This window comes from Kribbella sp. NPDC050459 (genome assembly GCF_040655315.1).
Taxonomy (GTDB): Bacteria; Actinomycetota; Actinomycetes; order Propionibacteriales; family Kribbellaceae; genus Kribbella.
In genome coordinates, this window is the sequence record NZ_JBFAJQ010000001.1 from 115,023 (window position 1) to 131,478 (window position 16,456).

Consider the following 16,456-nt stretch of genomic DNA (forward strand, 5'->3'; position numbering starts at 1 on the left):
ATGGACGTTCTGGAACGTGTACGCAGCCTGTGCCTCGCACTGCCCGAAGTGACCGAGCGACCGAGTCACGGCGAGCCGACGTGGTTCGTCCGGGACAAGAAGACGTTCGTCATGTACGCCGACCACCACCACGACGACCGCCTCGGCGTCTGGATGGCGGCGCCGCCCGGCGTCCAGGAGTCGCTCGTCGCCGACGACCCGGAGCACTTCTTCCGGCCGCCGTACGTCGGTCACCGCGGCTGGCTCGGGGTCTACCTGGACGTCGAGGTGGACTGGGGCCACTTCGAGGACCTGGTGGAGACCGCGTATCGCCAGATCGCCCCGAAGACCCTGATCGCTCGCCTGGATGAGTCGTAGCCGTTCTATAGGGTGATGTGGTGGACATGCGCGGGCCGGTGGGCCAGAAGCTGGCGATCTGGCTGGCGTTCGGCAGCTCCGCAGCCGTCATGGTGCTGGAGCTCGTGTCGCTCCGGCTGGTCGCGCCGTACATCGGCCTGACGCTGGAGACGAACACTGCGGTCATCGGTGTTGCACTGGCGGCCATCGCGACCGGTGCGGCCCTCGGTGGACGGTTCGCGGACACGGTGCCGCCGCAGCGGACGCTCGGGCCGCTCATCCTGCTCGGCGGGGCACTGGTGATGCTGGTCCTCCCAGTGGTCCGCTGGACCGGTGAGTCGCTCCGAGGCGGCGCGAACGACCTGGTGTTCCTGGTGCTCGCCGTGACGCTGTTCGCGCCGGCAGCACTCCTGTCGGCCGTCACCCCGATGGTGACCAAGCTGCGGCTGGACACGCTGACCCAGACCGGCACCGTGGTCGGCAGGCTGTCCGCGTACGCGACGGTCGGCGGCATCGTCGGCACCGTGCTCACCGGGTTCGTGTTCGTGGCGACCATTCCGATCAGCACGATCGTCCTGGCGCTGGGCGCCACACTGGTCGTTGCCGGTGCCGCACTGACCTTCCTGCTCCGTGGCGTGCGGTCCGCGGTCAAACCGGTCGCTCTGGCGGTCATCGGCGCGACCCTGACCCTGGTCGCGCCGCGCCCGTGTGAGGTCGAGACCGCGTACCACTGCGCCCGTGTTGTCGCAGACCCGAACCGGGAGGGCGGCCGGACCCTCTACCTGGACCAGCTGCGGCACTCGTACGTCGACCTCGACGACCCGACGTACCTGGAGTTCGAGTACATCAAGAGCTTCGCGGCCGCGATCAACGGCACCTGGGCCGAGCGGCAGCCGCTGGACGTGCTGCACATCGGCGGAGGCGGGATGACCATGTCGCGGTACCTGACGGCGACGCGGCCGGGCAGCAAGCACCAGCTGTACGAGATCGACGCGGCCGTGGTGGAGCTCGACAAGCGGGAGCTGGGCGTCCGGACCGGACCGGAGCTCGCGGTGACGGTGCAGGACGGCCGGCTCGGCGTCCGGGACGAGACCACGGACAGCCGGGACCTGGTCCTGATGGACGCGTTCAGCGGGCTGTCCGTGCCGTGGCACCTGACCACCCGCGAGGTGATCTCCGACGTCCGCCGGGTGCTGCGGCCGGACGGGCTGTACCTGATGAACGTCATCGACCACGGCGACGCGAAGTTCCTGAAGGCCGAGATCAAGACCGCGCAGGCGGTCTTCCCGTACGTCGCGGTGATCGCGCGCAAGGACGAGCTGTCCGGTCGCAGCGGCGGCAACTTCGTGGTCGCCGCCGCCGACCGGCCGATCGATTCCGCGGCGATCGAGCGCCGTCTCGGGCCCTCGCTGGACGTCCTCGACCGGCCGGACGGCTTCGTCGGGGACGCGCCGGTGCTGACCGACGACTACGCGCCGGTCGACCAGTTGCTCACGCCGTACAGCGGCTGACCGTCGTGTGATTGCATGTGGTCATGCACCCACGCGCAGGCCAGCCGGCACAGCCCGAGGACCTCGTCGACGTCGACGCCATGCTGGCGGCGTACACCGACCTCACCCCGGACGTGGAGAACCCGGCCCAGAAGGTCGTCTTCGGTACGTCGGGCCACCGCGGCTCCAGCCTCGACGCAGCGTTCAACGAGGCGCACATCCTGGCGATCACGCAGGCCGTCTGCGAGTACCGAGCTGGCCAGGGCACGACGGGACCGCTGCTCGTCGGCCGGGACAGCCACGGTCTGTCGGAGCCTGCCTGGCGCACGGTGCTGGAGGTGCTGGCCGGTAACGACGTCCAGACGCTGGTCGACAGCGCCGACCGGCTCACGCCGACGCCGGCGGTGTCGCACGCGATCCTGCGGCTGAACCGCGGCGCCGGCGCGGACGCGGACGGCATCGTCATCACGCCGTCGCACAACCCGCCGCGCGACGGCGGCATCAAGTACAACCCGCCGCACGGCGGGCCGGCCGACTCCGACGCGACCAGCTGGATCGCGAACCGGGCCAACGAGCTGATCGCGGGCGGCAACCGCGAGGTCCGCCGGACGCCGTTCGAGCAGGCCCGTCAGCGCGCGGGGGACTACGACTTCGTCGCGCACTACGTCGACGACCTGCCGTCGGTGCTCAACCTGGCCGCGATCCGCGACGCCGGCGTGCGGATCGGCGCCGACCCGCTCGGCGGGGCCAGCGTCGACTACTGGGCCGCGATCGCCGAGCGGCACCAGCTCGACCTGACCGTGGTGAACCCGCGGGTCGACCCGGCCTGGTCGTTCATGACGCTCGACCACGACGGCAAGATCCGGATGGACTGCTCCTCGCCGTACGCCATGGCCTCGCTGGTCGCGCAGCGGGACAAGTACGACGTGGCGACCGGGAACGACGCGGACGCCGACCGGCACGGCATCGTCACGCCCGACGCCGGGCTGATGAACCCGAACCACTATCTGGCGGTCGCGATCTCGTACCTGTTCAGCAACCGCCAGTGGGGTCCCGACGTCGCCGTCGGCAAGACCCTGGTGTCATCGTCGCTGATCGACCGCGTGGTGGGCGACTTGGGGCGCCGGCTCTGGGAGGTCCCTGTCGGCTTCAAGTGGTTCGTGCCGGGTCTTGTTGACGGCTCTGTCGGCTTCGGCGGTGAGGAGTCGGCCGGGGCGAGCTTCCTGCGCTTCGACGGCACAGTGTGGACCACTGACAAGGACGGGATCCTGCTGGCGCTGCTGGCGAGCGAGATCACCGCTGTGACCGGTGAGACGCCGTCAGTGGCCCACGCCAAGCTGGTCGAGCGGTTCGGCGCATCGGCGTACTCACGGGTGGACGCGCCGGCCACACGCGAGCAGAAGGCCAAGCTGGCCGCTCTGTCGCCCGACGCGGTCACCGCGACCGAGCTGGCGGGCGAGCCGATCGTGGACCGCCTGACGCACGCGCCTGGTAACGGCGCCGCGATCGGCGGGCTGAAGGTCACCACCGAGTCGGCCTGGTTCGCTGCGCGCCCGTCGGGGACCGAGGACCTCTACAAGATCTACGGCGAGTCGTTCAAGGGCGCAGAGCACCTGGACGAGGTGTTCACGCAGGCACGTGACGTGGTGTCCAAGGCGCTGGGCTAACGCACGAAGGAGTCCAGCAGCCGTTCCAGATCCGCGGCGGGGTCGTCGGTGAGCCCGCTGTGGATCGGTCCGGGATGCACGACGGTGCTGCGAGGCGCAGCCAACCACCGGAACCGCTCGCCGATCGAGGTAGCAGCAGCCGGGCCTCCGCCCGCTTCGCCGGCGCAGATCGCCCGAACCTGATCCAACGACGCACACACCACGTCAACGTCGACGGCTGGGTCCAGGGCCTTCAGGCGCTCCGGATTCACATCCCACGCGGCGCCCAGATAGTCCAGCGCCCGGCAGTACAGCACCGCGCCGACGTTGATGAACTCACCGCGCTGAATACGCGGCGCCGCCCGCAGAATGACGTAGTCGAAAGGCTTCACCGCGCACCTCCCGGCACCCAGGCGGGCCGGTTCGCCAACCGCGCGAGCAGATGACCGAGGTACCGCTCCCGGTCGCCGTCCTCGAGCCACTCGTCGGGCACCAGCGCGATCACCTCGGTCAACAGGTCTGGGGTGATCGCCGCGACCAGCTCGGCGTCCACCTTGGCCACCCCTGGTACGGCGACCGAGAACACGTGGTCGTTGGCGTCGTACGGCAAGGAGGCGAACTTCTCGGCCGGCATCCACGAGTGGTGGAAGTACAGAGCGGCCCCGTGGTCGATCAGCCACAGGTTCTTGTGCCACACGAGCATGTTCGTGTTCCGCCACGACCGGTCCACGTTGGCCACGAACGCGTCCAGCCACAGGATCCGCGCCATCGCCTCGTCACCCGGGTTGCCGGCCGATCCGTCGTACCCGAAGGAGCCGGGCAGGAAGTCGACGGCGAGGTTCAGCCCGGCGCTGCGGATCAGCAGTTCCTGGATCTCGAAGTCCGGCTCGGACTTGCCGATCGCCGGGTCGAGCTCGATCAGCTTCAGCTCCGGGACCCGCAGGCCGAGCCGGCGGAACAGCTCGCCGACGATCACCTCGGCGACGAGCGCCTTCGGGCCCTGGCCGGCGCCGTGGAACTTGATCACGTACGTCCCGAGATCGTTGCCCTCGACAACACCGGGCAGCGATCCTCCCTCCCGCAGCGGCAACACGTAGCGGGTTGCGGTGACAACTGGCAGACTCACGACCGAGAGCCTAACTGGTTGACGATCGGGTACTGGTGCAGGGTGAAACAACCGTCCTTCGGGGTCGAGGAAGAGTTACTCCTCGTGTCCGCGACCGGCGACCCGCTGCCGCGGAGCAAGGCCGTCGTCGCGGACGTGCAGGATCTCGACGTCGCCCTCGAACTCACCCGGGCCATGGTCGAGATCAACACCCCGGTCTGCGAGTCGGCCGCCGAGTTGCGGGCCGCGTTGTCGGGCATGCGCGCCAAGCTCGCGCTGGCGGCCGCGGACGAGGGCGGGCGGCTGCTGGCCATCGCCGTACCGCCGCACGGCCGGGCGGCCCAGTCGATCACCAAGAAGCGGCGCTACCAGGAACTGGCGCAGCGGTGGGGCCTGCTGGCACGGGAGCAAGGTGTCTGCGGTTGTCATGTCCATGTCGACGTATCGGATAAAGAGACAGCTGTCCGCGTCAGCAATCACATCCGTCCGTGGCTGCCGGCGCTGCTCGCCCTGACCGCGAACTCACCGATCTACCTCGGCCAGGACACCGGCTTCGCGAGCTGGCGGTGGCTGATGACCACACGCTGGCCCTGCTCCGGTCCGCCGCCGTACCTGGAGTCGTTGGAGCACTACGAGGCCTTGGTGGCCATGCACATGGCGGCCGGGACGCTGATGGACGAGCAGATGGTCTACTGGGACATCCGCCCGTCGACGCACCTGCCGACGGTCGAGGTGCGGGTGAGCGACGTCCCGCTCACGGTGGACGAGACCGTGCTGCTGGCGACGCTCGTCCGAGCTGTGGTGATGATCGCGCTCGAGGACGGCGGCCGAGGCCCGACGCTGGAGCCGGAGGTGCTCCGTGCGGCGTACTGGCTGGCTGCGCGCGACGGTGTTACGGGCGACGGGCTGGACGTGCTGACGGCCGAATCGCTACTGATGGCCCAGGTCCTGGAACGGCTGCGACGCCACGTGGCTCCTGCGCTGCAAGAACTCGGCGCGTCCGACCTTGTCGACGAAGGGATCCAGCGTGCGCTGACCGACGGCAACGGTGCCGTCAAGCAGCGCAGGGCCCTCCGTGAGGGCGAGGACTTCGTCGCCCTCACGGAAGTCAAGCCCTAGCCGCGCAAGAAGTCCTCCAGGCCGTGCAGGTCGTCGGTGTTGACGTAGTCGACGTCAGCGGCGACCAGTTCGCGCCACAGAGCCGCGCGGGCGGCGCCCGGTACGTCGGGGGTCGCCCAGAAGCGGACCTTGTACCCGGCGTGGTGGGCCGTCACCACGATGTCGTGCAGCTTGGTCTTCTCGCTCTCCGGCATCGGACCGACGCCCTGCCAGGTGAAGACGTTCGTCCAGTTGTCGCTGACGAGCGGCATCAGCGACGCCGGCATACCGGATTGCAGGTCGCCGAGGCGCCCGTCGTACCCGGCGTAGCGGATCTTCTGCGCCTTCATGGCGTCCAGCGGGCGGTTGCCGCTGATCACCGAGGTGACAGCGCCCTTGAACACGCGTCCGTCGACGAAGATCGTGCTGATCCCGCGGTACTGCGCCAGCGCCTTGTCCACCGCGGCGTACGTCGACGGTCCGTCGCTCTTGATGTCGATCAGCAACTGGAACCCGCCGCCGTGCTTGTAGACCTGGCCGTGGTTCTCGCGGACCCGGTCCGCCAGCGGCTTCAAGTACAGGCTCTCCAAGGTGCGGCCGGGCTGCGCGTCTTCCAGGTCGTGGGCGACCCGCAGTTCGCCGTCGATCAGCCAGACGTCCGCCTCGACGCTGTTGAAGCCACGGTCGAGCGCGTCCTGCAACGGCCGGCGGTGGTCGTAGTCGTTGTGCGCGTGCGCCGACGGCAGCGCCTCGACGGCCGGGGCGTCGTACGACTTCGGCAGCTTCAAGTGGTTGGCCCGGGCGACGTCACGCACCCGGTCCGGGTAGTCGCTGATGATCCCGTCGACGCCTTGGTCGACGAACCACTGGATCGTGGCCGGGTCGTCCACGGTCCACGGAATCACCTTGAGCCCGGCCTGGTGCGCGGCGTCCACCGTGGCCTTGGTGAAGTACGGACGGAACGCCGGGTCGGAGATCTTGCCGCCCTGCGGGAAACCGTCGACCGGTGAGATCGCCGACGCGCCGAACGACTTCACCGCCTTGATCGGGTCGCCGCCGAAGTCGTCGATGTCGATACCGCCCAGCCACGGCGACTTCCCGGGCTGGCCGACCTGCAGGAAGTTGTAGTTGTCGAGCGCGACCAGTGGCAGCTGCGGCATCACCTCGCGCATCCGCATCAGCGAACCCCAGTCGAAGCTCTGGATCGTCACCTGGCGCGCGATGTTCGCCTTCCGGATCTCACTGGCGACCACCTGGACGAACTGCTCGCGCGGCGCGGTCTCGGACGGTGCTCCGGCCTCGACCTTGGTCTCGACGTTCAGCTTGACGCCGTACGCGTGGTAGCGGTGCACGAGCGCGAACACGTCCCGCAGCTCCGGCATCCGGGCACCCGGGTCGGGCTGCTGCCCCGGGAAGTTCGGCAGCGTCTGCGAGCCGCAGTCGAGCTGCTTCACCTGGTCCAGCGAGAGCGTGTTCACGAACTTGCCGACATACGGGAACTCGGGGTCGCCCGGCGTGTACGGCGCGGTGTCACGGCACTTCTTGCCGTCGACCTTGCGGTCGTGGGTCACCACGGCGTACCCGTCCTGGGTGATCTGCACGTCGAGCTCCAGCGTGCTGACACCGAGCTGCAGCCCGTGCGAGAACGACGCGATCGTGCTCTCCACGGTCAACCCGAGCCCACCGCGGTGGGCCTGGATGTCGAACTCACCACGAGCAGCAGCGGCCGGGGCGGCCGGCAGCAGCAGTCCGGCGATCAGCGCGCACGGGAGTAGTGCGCGGGGAAGGCGGCGCATGAGGGGTTCCTTCCGGAGGGGTCATGGGCGGGACGTCCCTGAGGCTGTCTGCCACAGGCATACCCACGTCCTCGCGAAAGTAGCCGAAAAGTAGCCCACCGGTAACGCTCTGGTGTGCCTACGGCGTAGAGGTGATGCGGCGTGCTGACTGAGTTTCGGCGGTGATGTGGCCGTTCTTGAAGGAGTTGTCGAGGGTGCCTTCGGCGCGGCGGGTGAGGGTGAGGTTGACGGGGCAGCTCGTGGGTGGCTTGACGCCGGGGGTGGGAGTAGCGAGGGACGGGCGGAGGGAGCCGGGCGGGATGGTGGCAGACGTGCGGCCGGGCTCGAGTTCGAGGCTGTCGGGCTGGATGCAGTCGCCGGTCCAGGTGAGGATCGACGGGAGGTCGGACGGGCCGGTGGCGATGCGGACCGGGATCGCGGCGCGGCGGGAGTACGTCGTGCCGGCCAGGGGAGCGGTGAGGCGGACGCGTTCGGGGAGCTTCACCGTCGACCTCGGCGCGGAGTCGTCGCCCTTGCCGCGGGTGAGGCCGAAGGTGATCTCCGTACCTGCCTGGACCACGCCGTCGAGCTGACCGGTGTAGTCGGTGACGCCGGGGGTGTGGTGACGCTCGAGCTCGACCGCCTTGCCGCCGCCGGACGACCTGACCGACTCGCCGTCGCCGAGCTCGACGAACGTCAGGGTGCCGACCCGGTACGACGCGCTCACCTGCGCAACCTCGGCCGTCTCCGGCAGCGTGACGACGTAGTTCGCCGTGATGGCGCTGGTCCGGATGTCTTTCGACTCGACCGTCGAACACCCGGCGAGCACGACAACCATCCCGACAACGCCAATCCGCTTCACACTCAGCGAAGCTAACAGCGCAAAGGGTTACAGACGTGCGTAGAACTACTCGTACTGCAGCGCCTCCAGGGGATTGAGCCGCGCCGCGCGCCGGGCCGGCCAAATGGCGGCGAAGATGCCGACGACGACCGAGAGGACGGCGAAGATCACCAGTTGGCCGGCCGGCACGGTGAAGGAGATCTCGTCGAGCCGGGCCGCGAGCAGCGAGGCCAGCACCAGTCCCAGGACGATACCGATCACCGCGCCGATCAGCGCCGTGATCACGCTCTCCTGGCGGATCATCCGTTTCACCTGTCCTCGGGTCAACCCGATCGCCCGCAGCATGCCGAGTTCACGGGTCCGCTCGAACACGGTCAGGACCAGGGTGTTCACGATGCCGAACAGGCTGACCACGACGGACAGCGCCAGCAGCACGTAGAGCACGTTGAGCAGGCTCTTGATGCTGTCGGTCTGCGCGTCCTTGAACTGCTCGATGGTCACCGCCTTGGCGTTCGGGAACGCGCTCATCGCCGCGTTCAACGTGGCGGTGTTCTGCGGAGTCACCCCGCCTTGCATGGTGAGGAAGGTGTAGATGTTCTGCGGCTGCGGCGTGGCGGAGTCGAAGGTGGCCGTCGAGATCGTCACGTTGCCGAACGGCGAACCACCCGCCGGCGGCTTGAAGATGCCGCGCACCTGGAACTGCAGCTGCTTTCCGGTCACCATCTGCAAGGTGAGCGCCGATCCCAGCCCCAGCCCGTGCTGCTTGGCGTAGTCGGCGTCGACGATCGCGCCGTCGGGTTCCAACTCGGCCAGCGAAGCCTGGGAGCCCGCTTGCCAGTCGAAGCTGAGTAGCTGCGGTGCGGTCCGGTCGATCGCGGTGATCGAGATCGTCTTGCCGAACGCCTGCGCCTGGCCGCCGCGGACGCTCGTCACCTCCTGGACCGTCGGCACCTCCGCCGCCTTCTCGGCCACCGCCGGCGGCAGCGGACTGAAGTTGTTCTGCGCGGTGATCGCGTAGTCGGAGCTGGAGATCCGGTCGACCGCGTCCTCGAACGGTTTGATCAGCCCGGCGCCCAAGGTCGCGACCAGCGTGACCAGCGCGAGACCGATCATCAGAGCGGCAGCGGTCGACGCGGTCCGGTGCGGATCGCGGCGGCTGTTCTGGCCGCCGATCGCGACCGCCGGCCCGTCCGGCAGGATGCGCGGGAACTCGGGATGCCCGCCGAACAGCCGTCGGAGCGCCCAGATCGGGACCAGCACGATCGGCCAGATCAGAGCGGTCAGTACGACGACCGCCCAGCGCGCCACCGGATCCGAGACCGCGGCCAGCGGGCGGATGAGCCGCGGGGAGAACGCGGCGATCCCGATGAACAGCAGCAGAACGCCCGCGCCGAGCAGCGACAACAGCGTGCTCGTCTTCAGCCCGTCCGCGAACAGTCCGACGAGGACGCAGGCGATACCGGCGGCCGCGAGCAGCGCTGCGCCGACCGGACGGTAGCGGTGCAGCCGCCCGGGAGCGAGGACCGCACCCTCGCGGACCGCCGCGATCGGCGGCACCCGGGTCGCCCGCCACGCCGGGCGCAGGCTCGCCACGGTCGTCACCACGACGCCGACGAGCAGCGCGACCACGATCGTCCGGGTCTGGAAGACCAGCCCGTCGTTGGGCAGCGTGAACCCGATCGCGTCGAACAGCTTGAACAGCCCGGTCGCGATCGCGAGCCCGAGGAACAGGCCGACGATCGCCGAGACCAGACCGGTGACGAAGGCTTCGAGCACCACCGAGCCGAGGACCTGCCGCCGGGAGGCGCCGAGCGTCCGGAGCGTGGCGAACTCGCGGGTGCGCTGGGCGATCGTGATGGCCAGCGAGTTCGCGATCACGAACGACCCGACGAACAGCGCGATCGCGGCGAACACGAGCAGGAACGTCCTCAGGAAGTTGAGGAACGTCGTCGTCCCGGCCGCATCCTCCGCGGCCTGCTCGTCGGCGGTCCGGACCTGGGTGGCCTCGGGAAGGATCGGCCGTACGGCGTCCACCAGCTGCTGCGGCGTGACGCCGGACTTGGCCGCGATCAGGATCTGGTCGAGCTTGCCGGTCTTGCCGAACAGGCGCTGCGCGGTACCGAGGTCGAACCCGGCCAGCGTGGCGCCGCCGATCGACGACACCGCACCGAACTCGACCAGCCCGGTGATCCGCATCTGCTGCGCCGCGCCGCGGGCCTGGACGCCGACCATGTCGCCGGTCGCGAGTCCCTTCTTCTTCGCGGTCTGGGTGTCGACCACGACCTGGCCGGCGGCCGGCCACGCACCCGACACCAGGCTCAGCGAGTTGAACTGCGGTTGCGCGGGATCCACGCTGAAGCCGATGTTCGGCGCGCCGCCGAACACGATGACCTTGCCGTCCTTGCCGATCAGCTGCGCCTCACCGTTGACCGCGCCGCCCGCCGCGCCGACCTCGGGCAGCTCGCGGACCTTGTCCAGCAGCCCGGCCTGGAACGGCGGCGCGGTGACGACGGTGCCGTCGTCGGCCGCCTCGAACGCGGTCTTCCCGGTGATCGCGGCGTCGGTGTTCTTGTAGTTCTCGGTGAAGATCGAGTCGAACGCCGACGTGATCGAGTCGGTCAGGACGTACGTGCCCGAGATCAGCGCCACGCCGAGCACGACGCCGATCGCGGTCAGCGCCGTCCGGAGCTTGCGGGCCAGCAGCCCCTGCAGCGCGAACCTGATCACTGCAGGTCCAGCGTGTCGATGATCTGCAGGATCTCGTGCTGGCTGGTCCGGCCGGTCTCCTTCACGATCGTCCCGTCGGCCAAGTAGAGCACCCGGTCCGCCAGCGCAGCCGCCCGGGCGTCGTGGGTCACCATCACCAGCGTCTGGCCGTACTCCTCGACCGAGGAGCGCATCAGCGTGAGGATCTCGCCGCTGGTCCGGGAGTCGAGGTTGCCGGTCGGCTCGTCGGCGAACACCACGGTCGGCCGGGACACCAGCGCCCGCGCGATCGCGACCCGCTGCTGCTGGCCGCCGGACAGTTCGGCCGGCCGGTGGTCGAGACGGTCGGTGAGACCGACGCGCTCGATCAGGTCGTCGAAGTACTGCGGATCCGGCTTCGTGCCGGCGATCGTCAGCGGCAGCAACACGTTGTCGCGGGCGCTCAGCATCGGCAGCAGGTTGAAGAACTGGAAGATGAAGCCGATGTGCTGCCGGCGAAGCTTGGTGAGCGCGTCGTCACCGAGCGTGGTGATCTCGATGCCGTCGATCCGCACCGAGCCCGAGGTCGGGCGGTCCAGCCCGGCCAGGATGTGCATCAGCGTCGACTTGCCCGATCCGGACGGTCCCATCACCGCCGTGAGCTGCCCGGGCTCGATCAGGACGCCCACTCCGCGCAGCGCCTCGACGGCCGTGTCCCCCTCGCCGTACACCCGTACGACGTCCTGTGCGTGTACAACTTCCGTTGCGGTCCCCACCATGCCGACCATCGCCCCTCCCGGCGATCCAACGGCCCCCAGCCTGTTCGGTTGTCTCCTTCGAGTCTGACCTCGATCGGGCGATCCCGACAGGGGGGTGTCCCCGATCGATCCCTGAGCCGGGACGCGGCGGGTTGCGGGGTGCCACCGGCGACCGGAGGACATGTCGTTGCCTCAGGCAACGCGACGGCGGAGAGAAGAGGGTGCCGGACCGGGAAGCGCCTCACGGCGCGTGGCCGCTCGTAGCGGCTTATTTTGGGACCCGGGGCTTGCGCCGGCCCGACACCTCGAACAGTGTAGCGGGTGCCCAAACCCCTTGTCCTGTTGGGAATCCGGGCGGCGAGACGTTATAACACCCGTCGGCGCCGCATGCAACTACCAGAGGGTCCCGGCGCGTTCGGCGCGCGCCGCGGTCTGCAGTTGGTCAGCGGTCTCGACCAATTTCGACGCGGACAGCACCTGGTCGTGGCCGTCGTCGGCGAGATGGGCGCGTCCGGTCGCCACGATCCGCGCGAACGCCGCCGCGCGATCCAGCGTGGTCGCGAAGTCACCGGTTGCGACACCGCGCAGTACGGCGTCCACCATGTCCCGCACCTCGGCGGGGCCGGGCGGCTCGGCGACGCCGGCGACGACCGCGTGCACCTCGGCGTACTTACGGCCGGTGGCGAACTCGCGGGACACCGCCTCGGCGTTCGAGTGCACCCAGGACCGCAGCACGTACAGCCGCCAGAGCGCCCCTGGCAGCGAGTCGGCGGGGGAGTCGGACCACAGCTCGGCGAGCTCGTCGAGACCGTACTCGTCGGCCAGTTTGACGACCCGGGCGTGCACCTCGGCGTCCTCGGACTTGCGCACCCCGCGGACCAGCAACTCGGCGGTCCGGTGCGCGGCCTCGGTGACGGTCGCCGGATCGGCGGCACCGGGCAGCGACTCGAACAGCTTGTTGCCGGGCATCACCGGCCGACGCGGGTTGGGGGTGCTCACGGCCTCCATGGTGCCTGACGCCGTGCAGCGCCGCATGCCGACCCGGCGCAGTCAGTAGGCTCGACCCATGGCAGGTGCGGGGAAGGCGAACGGGAAGCTCGCCAAGAACTTGGTCAAGTACGGCGTGCGGTACGGACCGCTCGTCGTCGAGGCGGTCCGGCACGGGCGCGAGCCCGCCCAGCAGGCGCTCCAGGCCGCCTGGGCGAAGCGGTCCGCGCGCCGCAAGGCGGTCGAGCACGTTCTCACCGTGCGCGAGGGCTCTCTGCTGAAGGTGATCAAGGACGGGCAGGCGATCTTCTTCGTGTTCTCCGGCGATGCGATCGTCACGACCTACCCCGCAGTACCGCAGAGCAGCTACCCCGAGCTGCTCCGGCACGCCGACCTGGACAATCGTGAGCCGGCCGCCGCCCTGACCGCCCAGCGGCCGAACATCCTGCTGCTGGTCCGCCGGAAACGTTGACGCGCACGTAACATCCCGGACCCGGCCGGGCAACAGGCCGGACGCAGAGTGGAGGGACGTTTCCACGAGGGAGGGCGTCCGCATGCTCTGGAAGATCAGGACCGAACTCGCCGACCGGCCCGGTGCCCTGGCCGAACTCGCTGCACGGTGTGGTGCGGACGACATCAACATTCTCAGCCTCGAGGTCTTCACCGCCGAGACCGGCGCCGTCGACGAGCTGGTGGTCTCCACCGGCGTCGGCTGGACCGCCGACGACCTGACCGCGCTGGCGGCCGAGGCCGGCTGCGTCCGGACGACGGTCCGCCCCTGCCAGGCCGACGTGCTCAGCGACGCGCCGACCCGGTACCTGCGCGCCGTACTGCGGCTGATCGACGACCCGGTGTCGGTCGACGACGAGCTGGGCAACCTGCAGGGGTTCGACGAGTACACGCCGGCTGAGTGGGCCCGCGCGGACGTGCTGGTCGAGATCGCCGGCCGGCTGGCCGAGCGGTTCGAGACGCCGGACGGGCCGCGGCCTGGGAGCGGCGTACCCGACCTGCGGCTCGCGACCGTCGAGGACGCCGACGCCGTGGTCGCGATGCACGACCGGTGTTCGTACGAGAGCCGCACCCGGCGCTACCACGTGCCGATGCCGAAGCTGACCGCCCGGACCGCGCGGCACCTGTCGGCGCCGGCGGGCGGCGTATCGGTCGTCGCGTGCGTCGACGACGCCGTGATCGGGATGGCCACGGCCGCGCCGTGGGAGGAGCTGGGCAGCACCACGATGGAGATCGCCGTCCTGGTCGAGGACGGCTGGCAGGGGCAGGGCCTCGGGCTGCGCCTGCTGCGCCAGGTGGTGGGGGAGGCCCGGGCCCTCGGCGCCGACCGCGTCGTCTGCATGGTGCAGCCGGAGAACCACGCGATGCTGCGCACCCTGGAGCGGTTGCGGATGCGCTCCCGGGTCATCCGGGACGGCGACAGTCTGATGGTGAGTGTCGCACTGTCCGACCGGAGCCTGTCGCATGCGGTGGATCGACCGCCGGTGCAATATCGTCAGACCCGTGCCACCCCTTCCCACCGGTCGGAACCCCCACGGTCTGCTGGTCAACCTGCCCGCGAGCACGCGCTCGCCGCTCTTTCAGCTCTTCAGCCGATTTCTGATCGCGCTGGGGCTGCTGACCGTGATGGTGCTGATCGTGGTGGTCGACCGTGACGGCTACAAGGACAGCTACGACGGCAGCGTCGACCTGATCGACAGCATCTACTACGCAACCGTCACGCTCACCACGACCGGGTACGGCGACATCACGCCGGTGACGCCCACTGCCCGGCTGGTGAACGCCTTCATCGTCACGCCCCTGCGGATCGCGTTCCTGGTGGTGCTGGTCGGTACGACACTGGAAGTGCTGGCCAACGAGGGTCGCCGGATCATGCGCGACACGCGCTGGAGGAAACGGATGAAGGACCACACCATCGTCGTCGGCTACGGCACCAAGGGCCGGGCCGCGGTGCAGACGCTGATCAGCAACGGCGTGAAGCGCGAGAACATCGTCGTGATCGACCCACGTGCTACCGCGATCGGTGACGCGGGCAACGACCAGATGGCCGCGTTTCACGGCGACGCGACCAACCGGACGGTCCTGCGCCGCGCCGAGGTGATGACCGCGCGCGAGGTGATCGTGACCACCGACCGGGACGACTCGGCCGTGCTGGTCACGCTCGCCGTGCGGCAGCTGAACCCGAACGCGCACGTCGTGGTCGCGGTCCGCGAGGAGGACAACGTGCCGCTGCTGCGGCAGAGCGGCGCGGACGCCGTGGTCACCTCGTCGGAGGCGGTCGGCCGGCTGCTCGGCCTGTCCGCCGTCAGCCCGAACCTCGGCGAAGTGATGGAGGACCTGCTGACCTACGGCGAGGGCCTCGAGGTCGCCGAGCGCCCGGTCCTCGGGCGCGAGGTCGGCAAGCCGCCGTCCGCCGTACCGGACCGGGTGGTCTCGGTGGTCCGCGACGGCAAGGTGCACCGGTACTACGACTCCAACGTCTCGGTCCTGGCCGCCGGCGACAAGCTCATCGTCGTCCGCCCCGCCAAGGAGACCCCGTGGGCCGAGCGCCCGGGCGCCGAAGAGGACGACGAGTAGCCCTTCCGCCCTCCGGCGGCCGTGCCTAGAGTCGAACTGCCTGGGGACGGGCTCTGACAGGGGGCGGTCATGAGATGGAACAAGGCAGCGCGGATCGCCGCGATCGCGGCGCTCGTGGGTGCGGGACTGAGCGGGACGCAGAGTCAGGCCTCGGGGCCGCCGGGCGGTGACGCCTGCGTCTCGGAGGACAGCGTCGTCCAGGCGCGGGGCGGGCGCGAACCGGACCTCGGCCAGGTCCCACAGGATCTGCCGGCGACGGCGAAGAACAAGGCGAAAGCGGGCTTCAGGGCCACCGTTCCGGTGTACTTCCATGTGGTCACCGACGGCTCGATCGGCGCGCTCACGTCGGCCCAGATCCAGGCGCAGATCGCCGTACTGAACAACACGTACGCGGGCGGCGAGGGCGGTGCCAGGACCGGGTTCAGGTTCACTTTGGCGGGTGTGACGCGGACCGACAACGCGACTTGGTTCTATGCCGGCGCGGGTGGTCTGCCTGAGCACGACATGAAGCACGCCCTGCACACCGGCGGTCCCGGGGACCTCAACCTGTACTCGACGACAGCCGGCGCGGATCTGCTCGGATGGGCGTACCTGCCGGACATCGTCACCAAGCCGGGCCAGGCGTACCTCGACGGCGTCGTCATCGACTGGGAGTCCTTCCTGGGGACGTCGACCACGTACGCGGGCCGCTACGACCAGGGCGAGACCACGACGCACGAGGTCGGTCACTGGCTGAACCTCGAGCACACGTTCTTCGGCGGCTGCAACGCGAAGGGCGACTTCGTCGACGACACCCCGGCCGAGAAGACCCCGACCAGCGGCTGCCCGGCCGGCAAGGACACCTGCAAGGCGCCCGGGCTCGACCCGATCCACAACTACATGGACTACTCCTACGACTCCTGCTACACCCAGTTCACACCAGGCCAGGCCCAGCGCATGGCCGACGCCTGGCTCTTCTACCGCGCCTAACCCGCGCCACCACCCCGCCGCACCCGCTCTGCGGTAGGCATCTTTGGGCCCCCACCGTTCATTTCGGCGCTCCGAAAATGAACGGTGGGGGCCCAAAGATGGGTTGGGGGCTGTCACGGTGTGGTTGCGGTGGGGAGTTGGGGGAGTGGGGGTGTTGACGGGACCTTAGGGGCGGTTTAC

The 16,456-nt window shown here is 69.5% G+C and carries 15 protein-coding genes; 8 read left to right on the plus strand and 7 right to left on the minus strand.

Annotated elements, in window-relative coordinates:
• Genes AB0I12_RS00545 through pgm form a run of 3 tightly spaced genes read left to right on the plus strand, consistent with a single transcriptional unit; the run spans position 1 to position 3,493 of the window.
• On the plus strand, positions 1-357 hold the full coding sequence (locus AB0I12_RS00545; RefSeq protein ID WP_359922478.1) for an MmcQ/YjbR family DNA-binding protein: 357 nt from the start codon (positions 1-3) through the stop codon (positions 355-357).
• Between the two features lie 26 nt (positions 358-383).
• Positions 384-1,847: a fused MFS/spermidine synthase gene (locus AB0I12_RS00550; protein WP_359922480.1), complete on the plus strand. Its 1,464-nt coding sequence runs from the start codon at positions 384-386 to the stop codon at positions 1,845-1,847.
• A 23-nt stretch (positions 1,848-1,870) separates the two neighbouring features.
• Complete coding sequence (gene pgm / locus AB0I12_RS00555; protein ID WP_359922483.1) at positions 1,871-3,493, plus strand: phosphoglucomutase (alpha-D-glucose-1,6-bisphosphate-dependent); 1,623 nt, start codon at positions 1,871-1,873, stop codon at positions 3,491-3,493.
• On the opposite strand, the gene AB0I12_RS00560 is transcribed toward pgm, so the two are convergent.
• Both AB0I12_RS00560 and AB0I12_RS00565 read right to left on the minus strand, forming a co-directional pair.
• A complete protein-coding gene (locus tag AB0I12_RS00560) occupies positions 3,490-3,864 on the minus strand; it encodes a DUF3037 domain-containing protein (protein ID WP_355698294.1) in 375 nt (124 codons plus the stop codon). The two genes, pgm and AB0I12_RS00560, sit on opposite strands and share 4 nt — an antisense overlap.
• On the minus strand, positions 3,861-4,598 hold the full coding sequence (locus AB0I12_RS00565) for a HipA family kinase (protein ID WP_359922486.1): 738 nt from the start codon (positions 4,596-4,598) through the stop codon (positions 3,861-3,863). Before AB0I12_RS00565 ends, AB0I12_RS00560 begins: the two co-directional genes overlap by 4 nt.
• 42 nt (positions 4,599-4,640) lie before the next feature.
• Between AB0I12_RS00565 and AB0I12_RS00570 the strand changes: the two genes are divergently transcribed.
• On the plus strand, positions 4,641-5,696 hold the full coding sequence (locus AB0I12_RS00570) for a glutamate--cysteine ligase (protein WP_359922489.1): 1,056 nt from the start codon (positions 4,641-4,643) through the stop codon (positions 5,694-5,696).
• Here AB0I12_RS00570 and AB0I12_RS00575 read toward each other — a convergent pair.
• The 5 genes from AB0I12_RS00575 to AB0I12_RS00595 all read right to left on the minus strand — a co-directional run bounded on the left by AB0I12_RS00575 (position 5,693) and on the right by AB0I12_RS00595 (position 12,733).
• A complete protein-coding gene (locus tag AB0I12_RS00575; RefSeq protein WP_359922492.1) occupies positions 5,693-7,471 on the minus strand; it encodes a glycerophosphodiester phosphodiesterase family protein in 1,779 nt (592 codons plus the stop codon). The two genes, AB0I12_RS00570 and AB0I12_RS00575, sit on opposite strands and share 4 nt — an antisense overlap.
• Before the next feature lie 118 nt (positions 7,472-7,589).
• Positions 7,590-8,312 (minus strand): hypothetical protein, encoded by a 723-nt coding sequence (locus tag AB0I12_RS00580; protein ID WP_359922495.1) that lies wholly within the window; start codon positions 8,310-8,312, stop codon positions 7,590-7,592.
• Positions 8,313-8,357: 45 nt separating this feature from the next.
• Positions 8,358-11,018, minus strand: coding sequence for an FtsX-like permease family protein (locus tag AB0I12_RS00585; protein ID WP_359922497.1), 2,661 nt, complete (start codon positions 11,016-11,018; stop codon positions 8,358-8,360).
• A complete protein-coding gene (locus AB0I12_RS00590; RefSeq protein ID WP_359922500.1) occupies positions 11,015-11,764 on the minus strand; it encodes an ABC transporter ATP-binding protein in 750 nt (249 codons plus the stop codon). The genes AB0I12_RS00585 and AB0I12_RS00590 overlap by 4 nt, the downstream gene beginning before the upstream one ends.
• A gap of 363 nt (positions 11,765-12,127) precedes the next feature.
• Positions 12,128-12,733 (minus strand): hypothetical protein, encoded by a 606-nt coding sequence (locus AB0I12_RS00595; RefSeq protein WP_359922502.1) that lies wholly within the window; start codon positions 12,731-12,733, stop codon positions 12,128-12,130.
• A 67-nt stretch (positions 12,734-12,800) separates the two neighbouring features.
• On the opposite strand from AB0I12_RS00595, the gene AB0I12_RS00600 reads away from it, so the two are divergent.
• The 4 genes from AB0I12_RS00600 (at position 12,801) to AB0I12_RS00615 (ending at position 16,276) form a co-directional block, all read left to right on the plus strand.
• Positions 12,801-13,193, plus strand: coding sequence for a hypothetical protein (locus AB0I12_RS00600; protein WP_355698281.1), 393 nt, complete (start codon positions 12,801-12,803; stop codon positions 13,191-13,193).
• 82 nt (positions 13,194-13,275) lie between these two features.
• On the plus strand, positions 13,276-14,385 hold the full coding sequence (locus AB0I12_RS00605) for a GNAT family N-acetyltransferase (RefSeq protein WP_359922506.1): 1,110 nt from the start codon (positions 13,276-13,278) through the stop codon (positions 14,383-14,385).
• Positions 14,357-15,307, plus strand: a complete 951-nt coding sequence (locus AB0I12_RS00610) for a potassium channel family protein (protein ID WP_359922508.1) — start codon at positions 14,357-14,359, stop codon at positions 15,305-15,307. The genes AB0I12_RS00605 and AB0I12_RS00610 overlap by 29 nt, the downstream gene beginning before the upstream one ends.
• 69 nt (positions 15,308-15,376) lie before the next feature.
• Positions 15,377-16,276: a zinc metalloprotease gene (locus tag AB0I12_RS00615; RefSeq protein ID WP_359922511.1), complete on the plus strand. Its 900-nt coding sequence runs from the start codon at positions 15,377-15,379 to the stop codon at positions 16,274-16,276.
• The last annotated feature ends 180 nt before the right edge of the window (positions 16,277-16,456 follow it).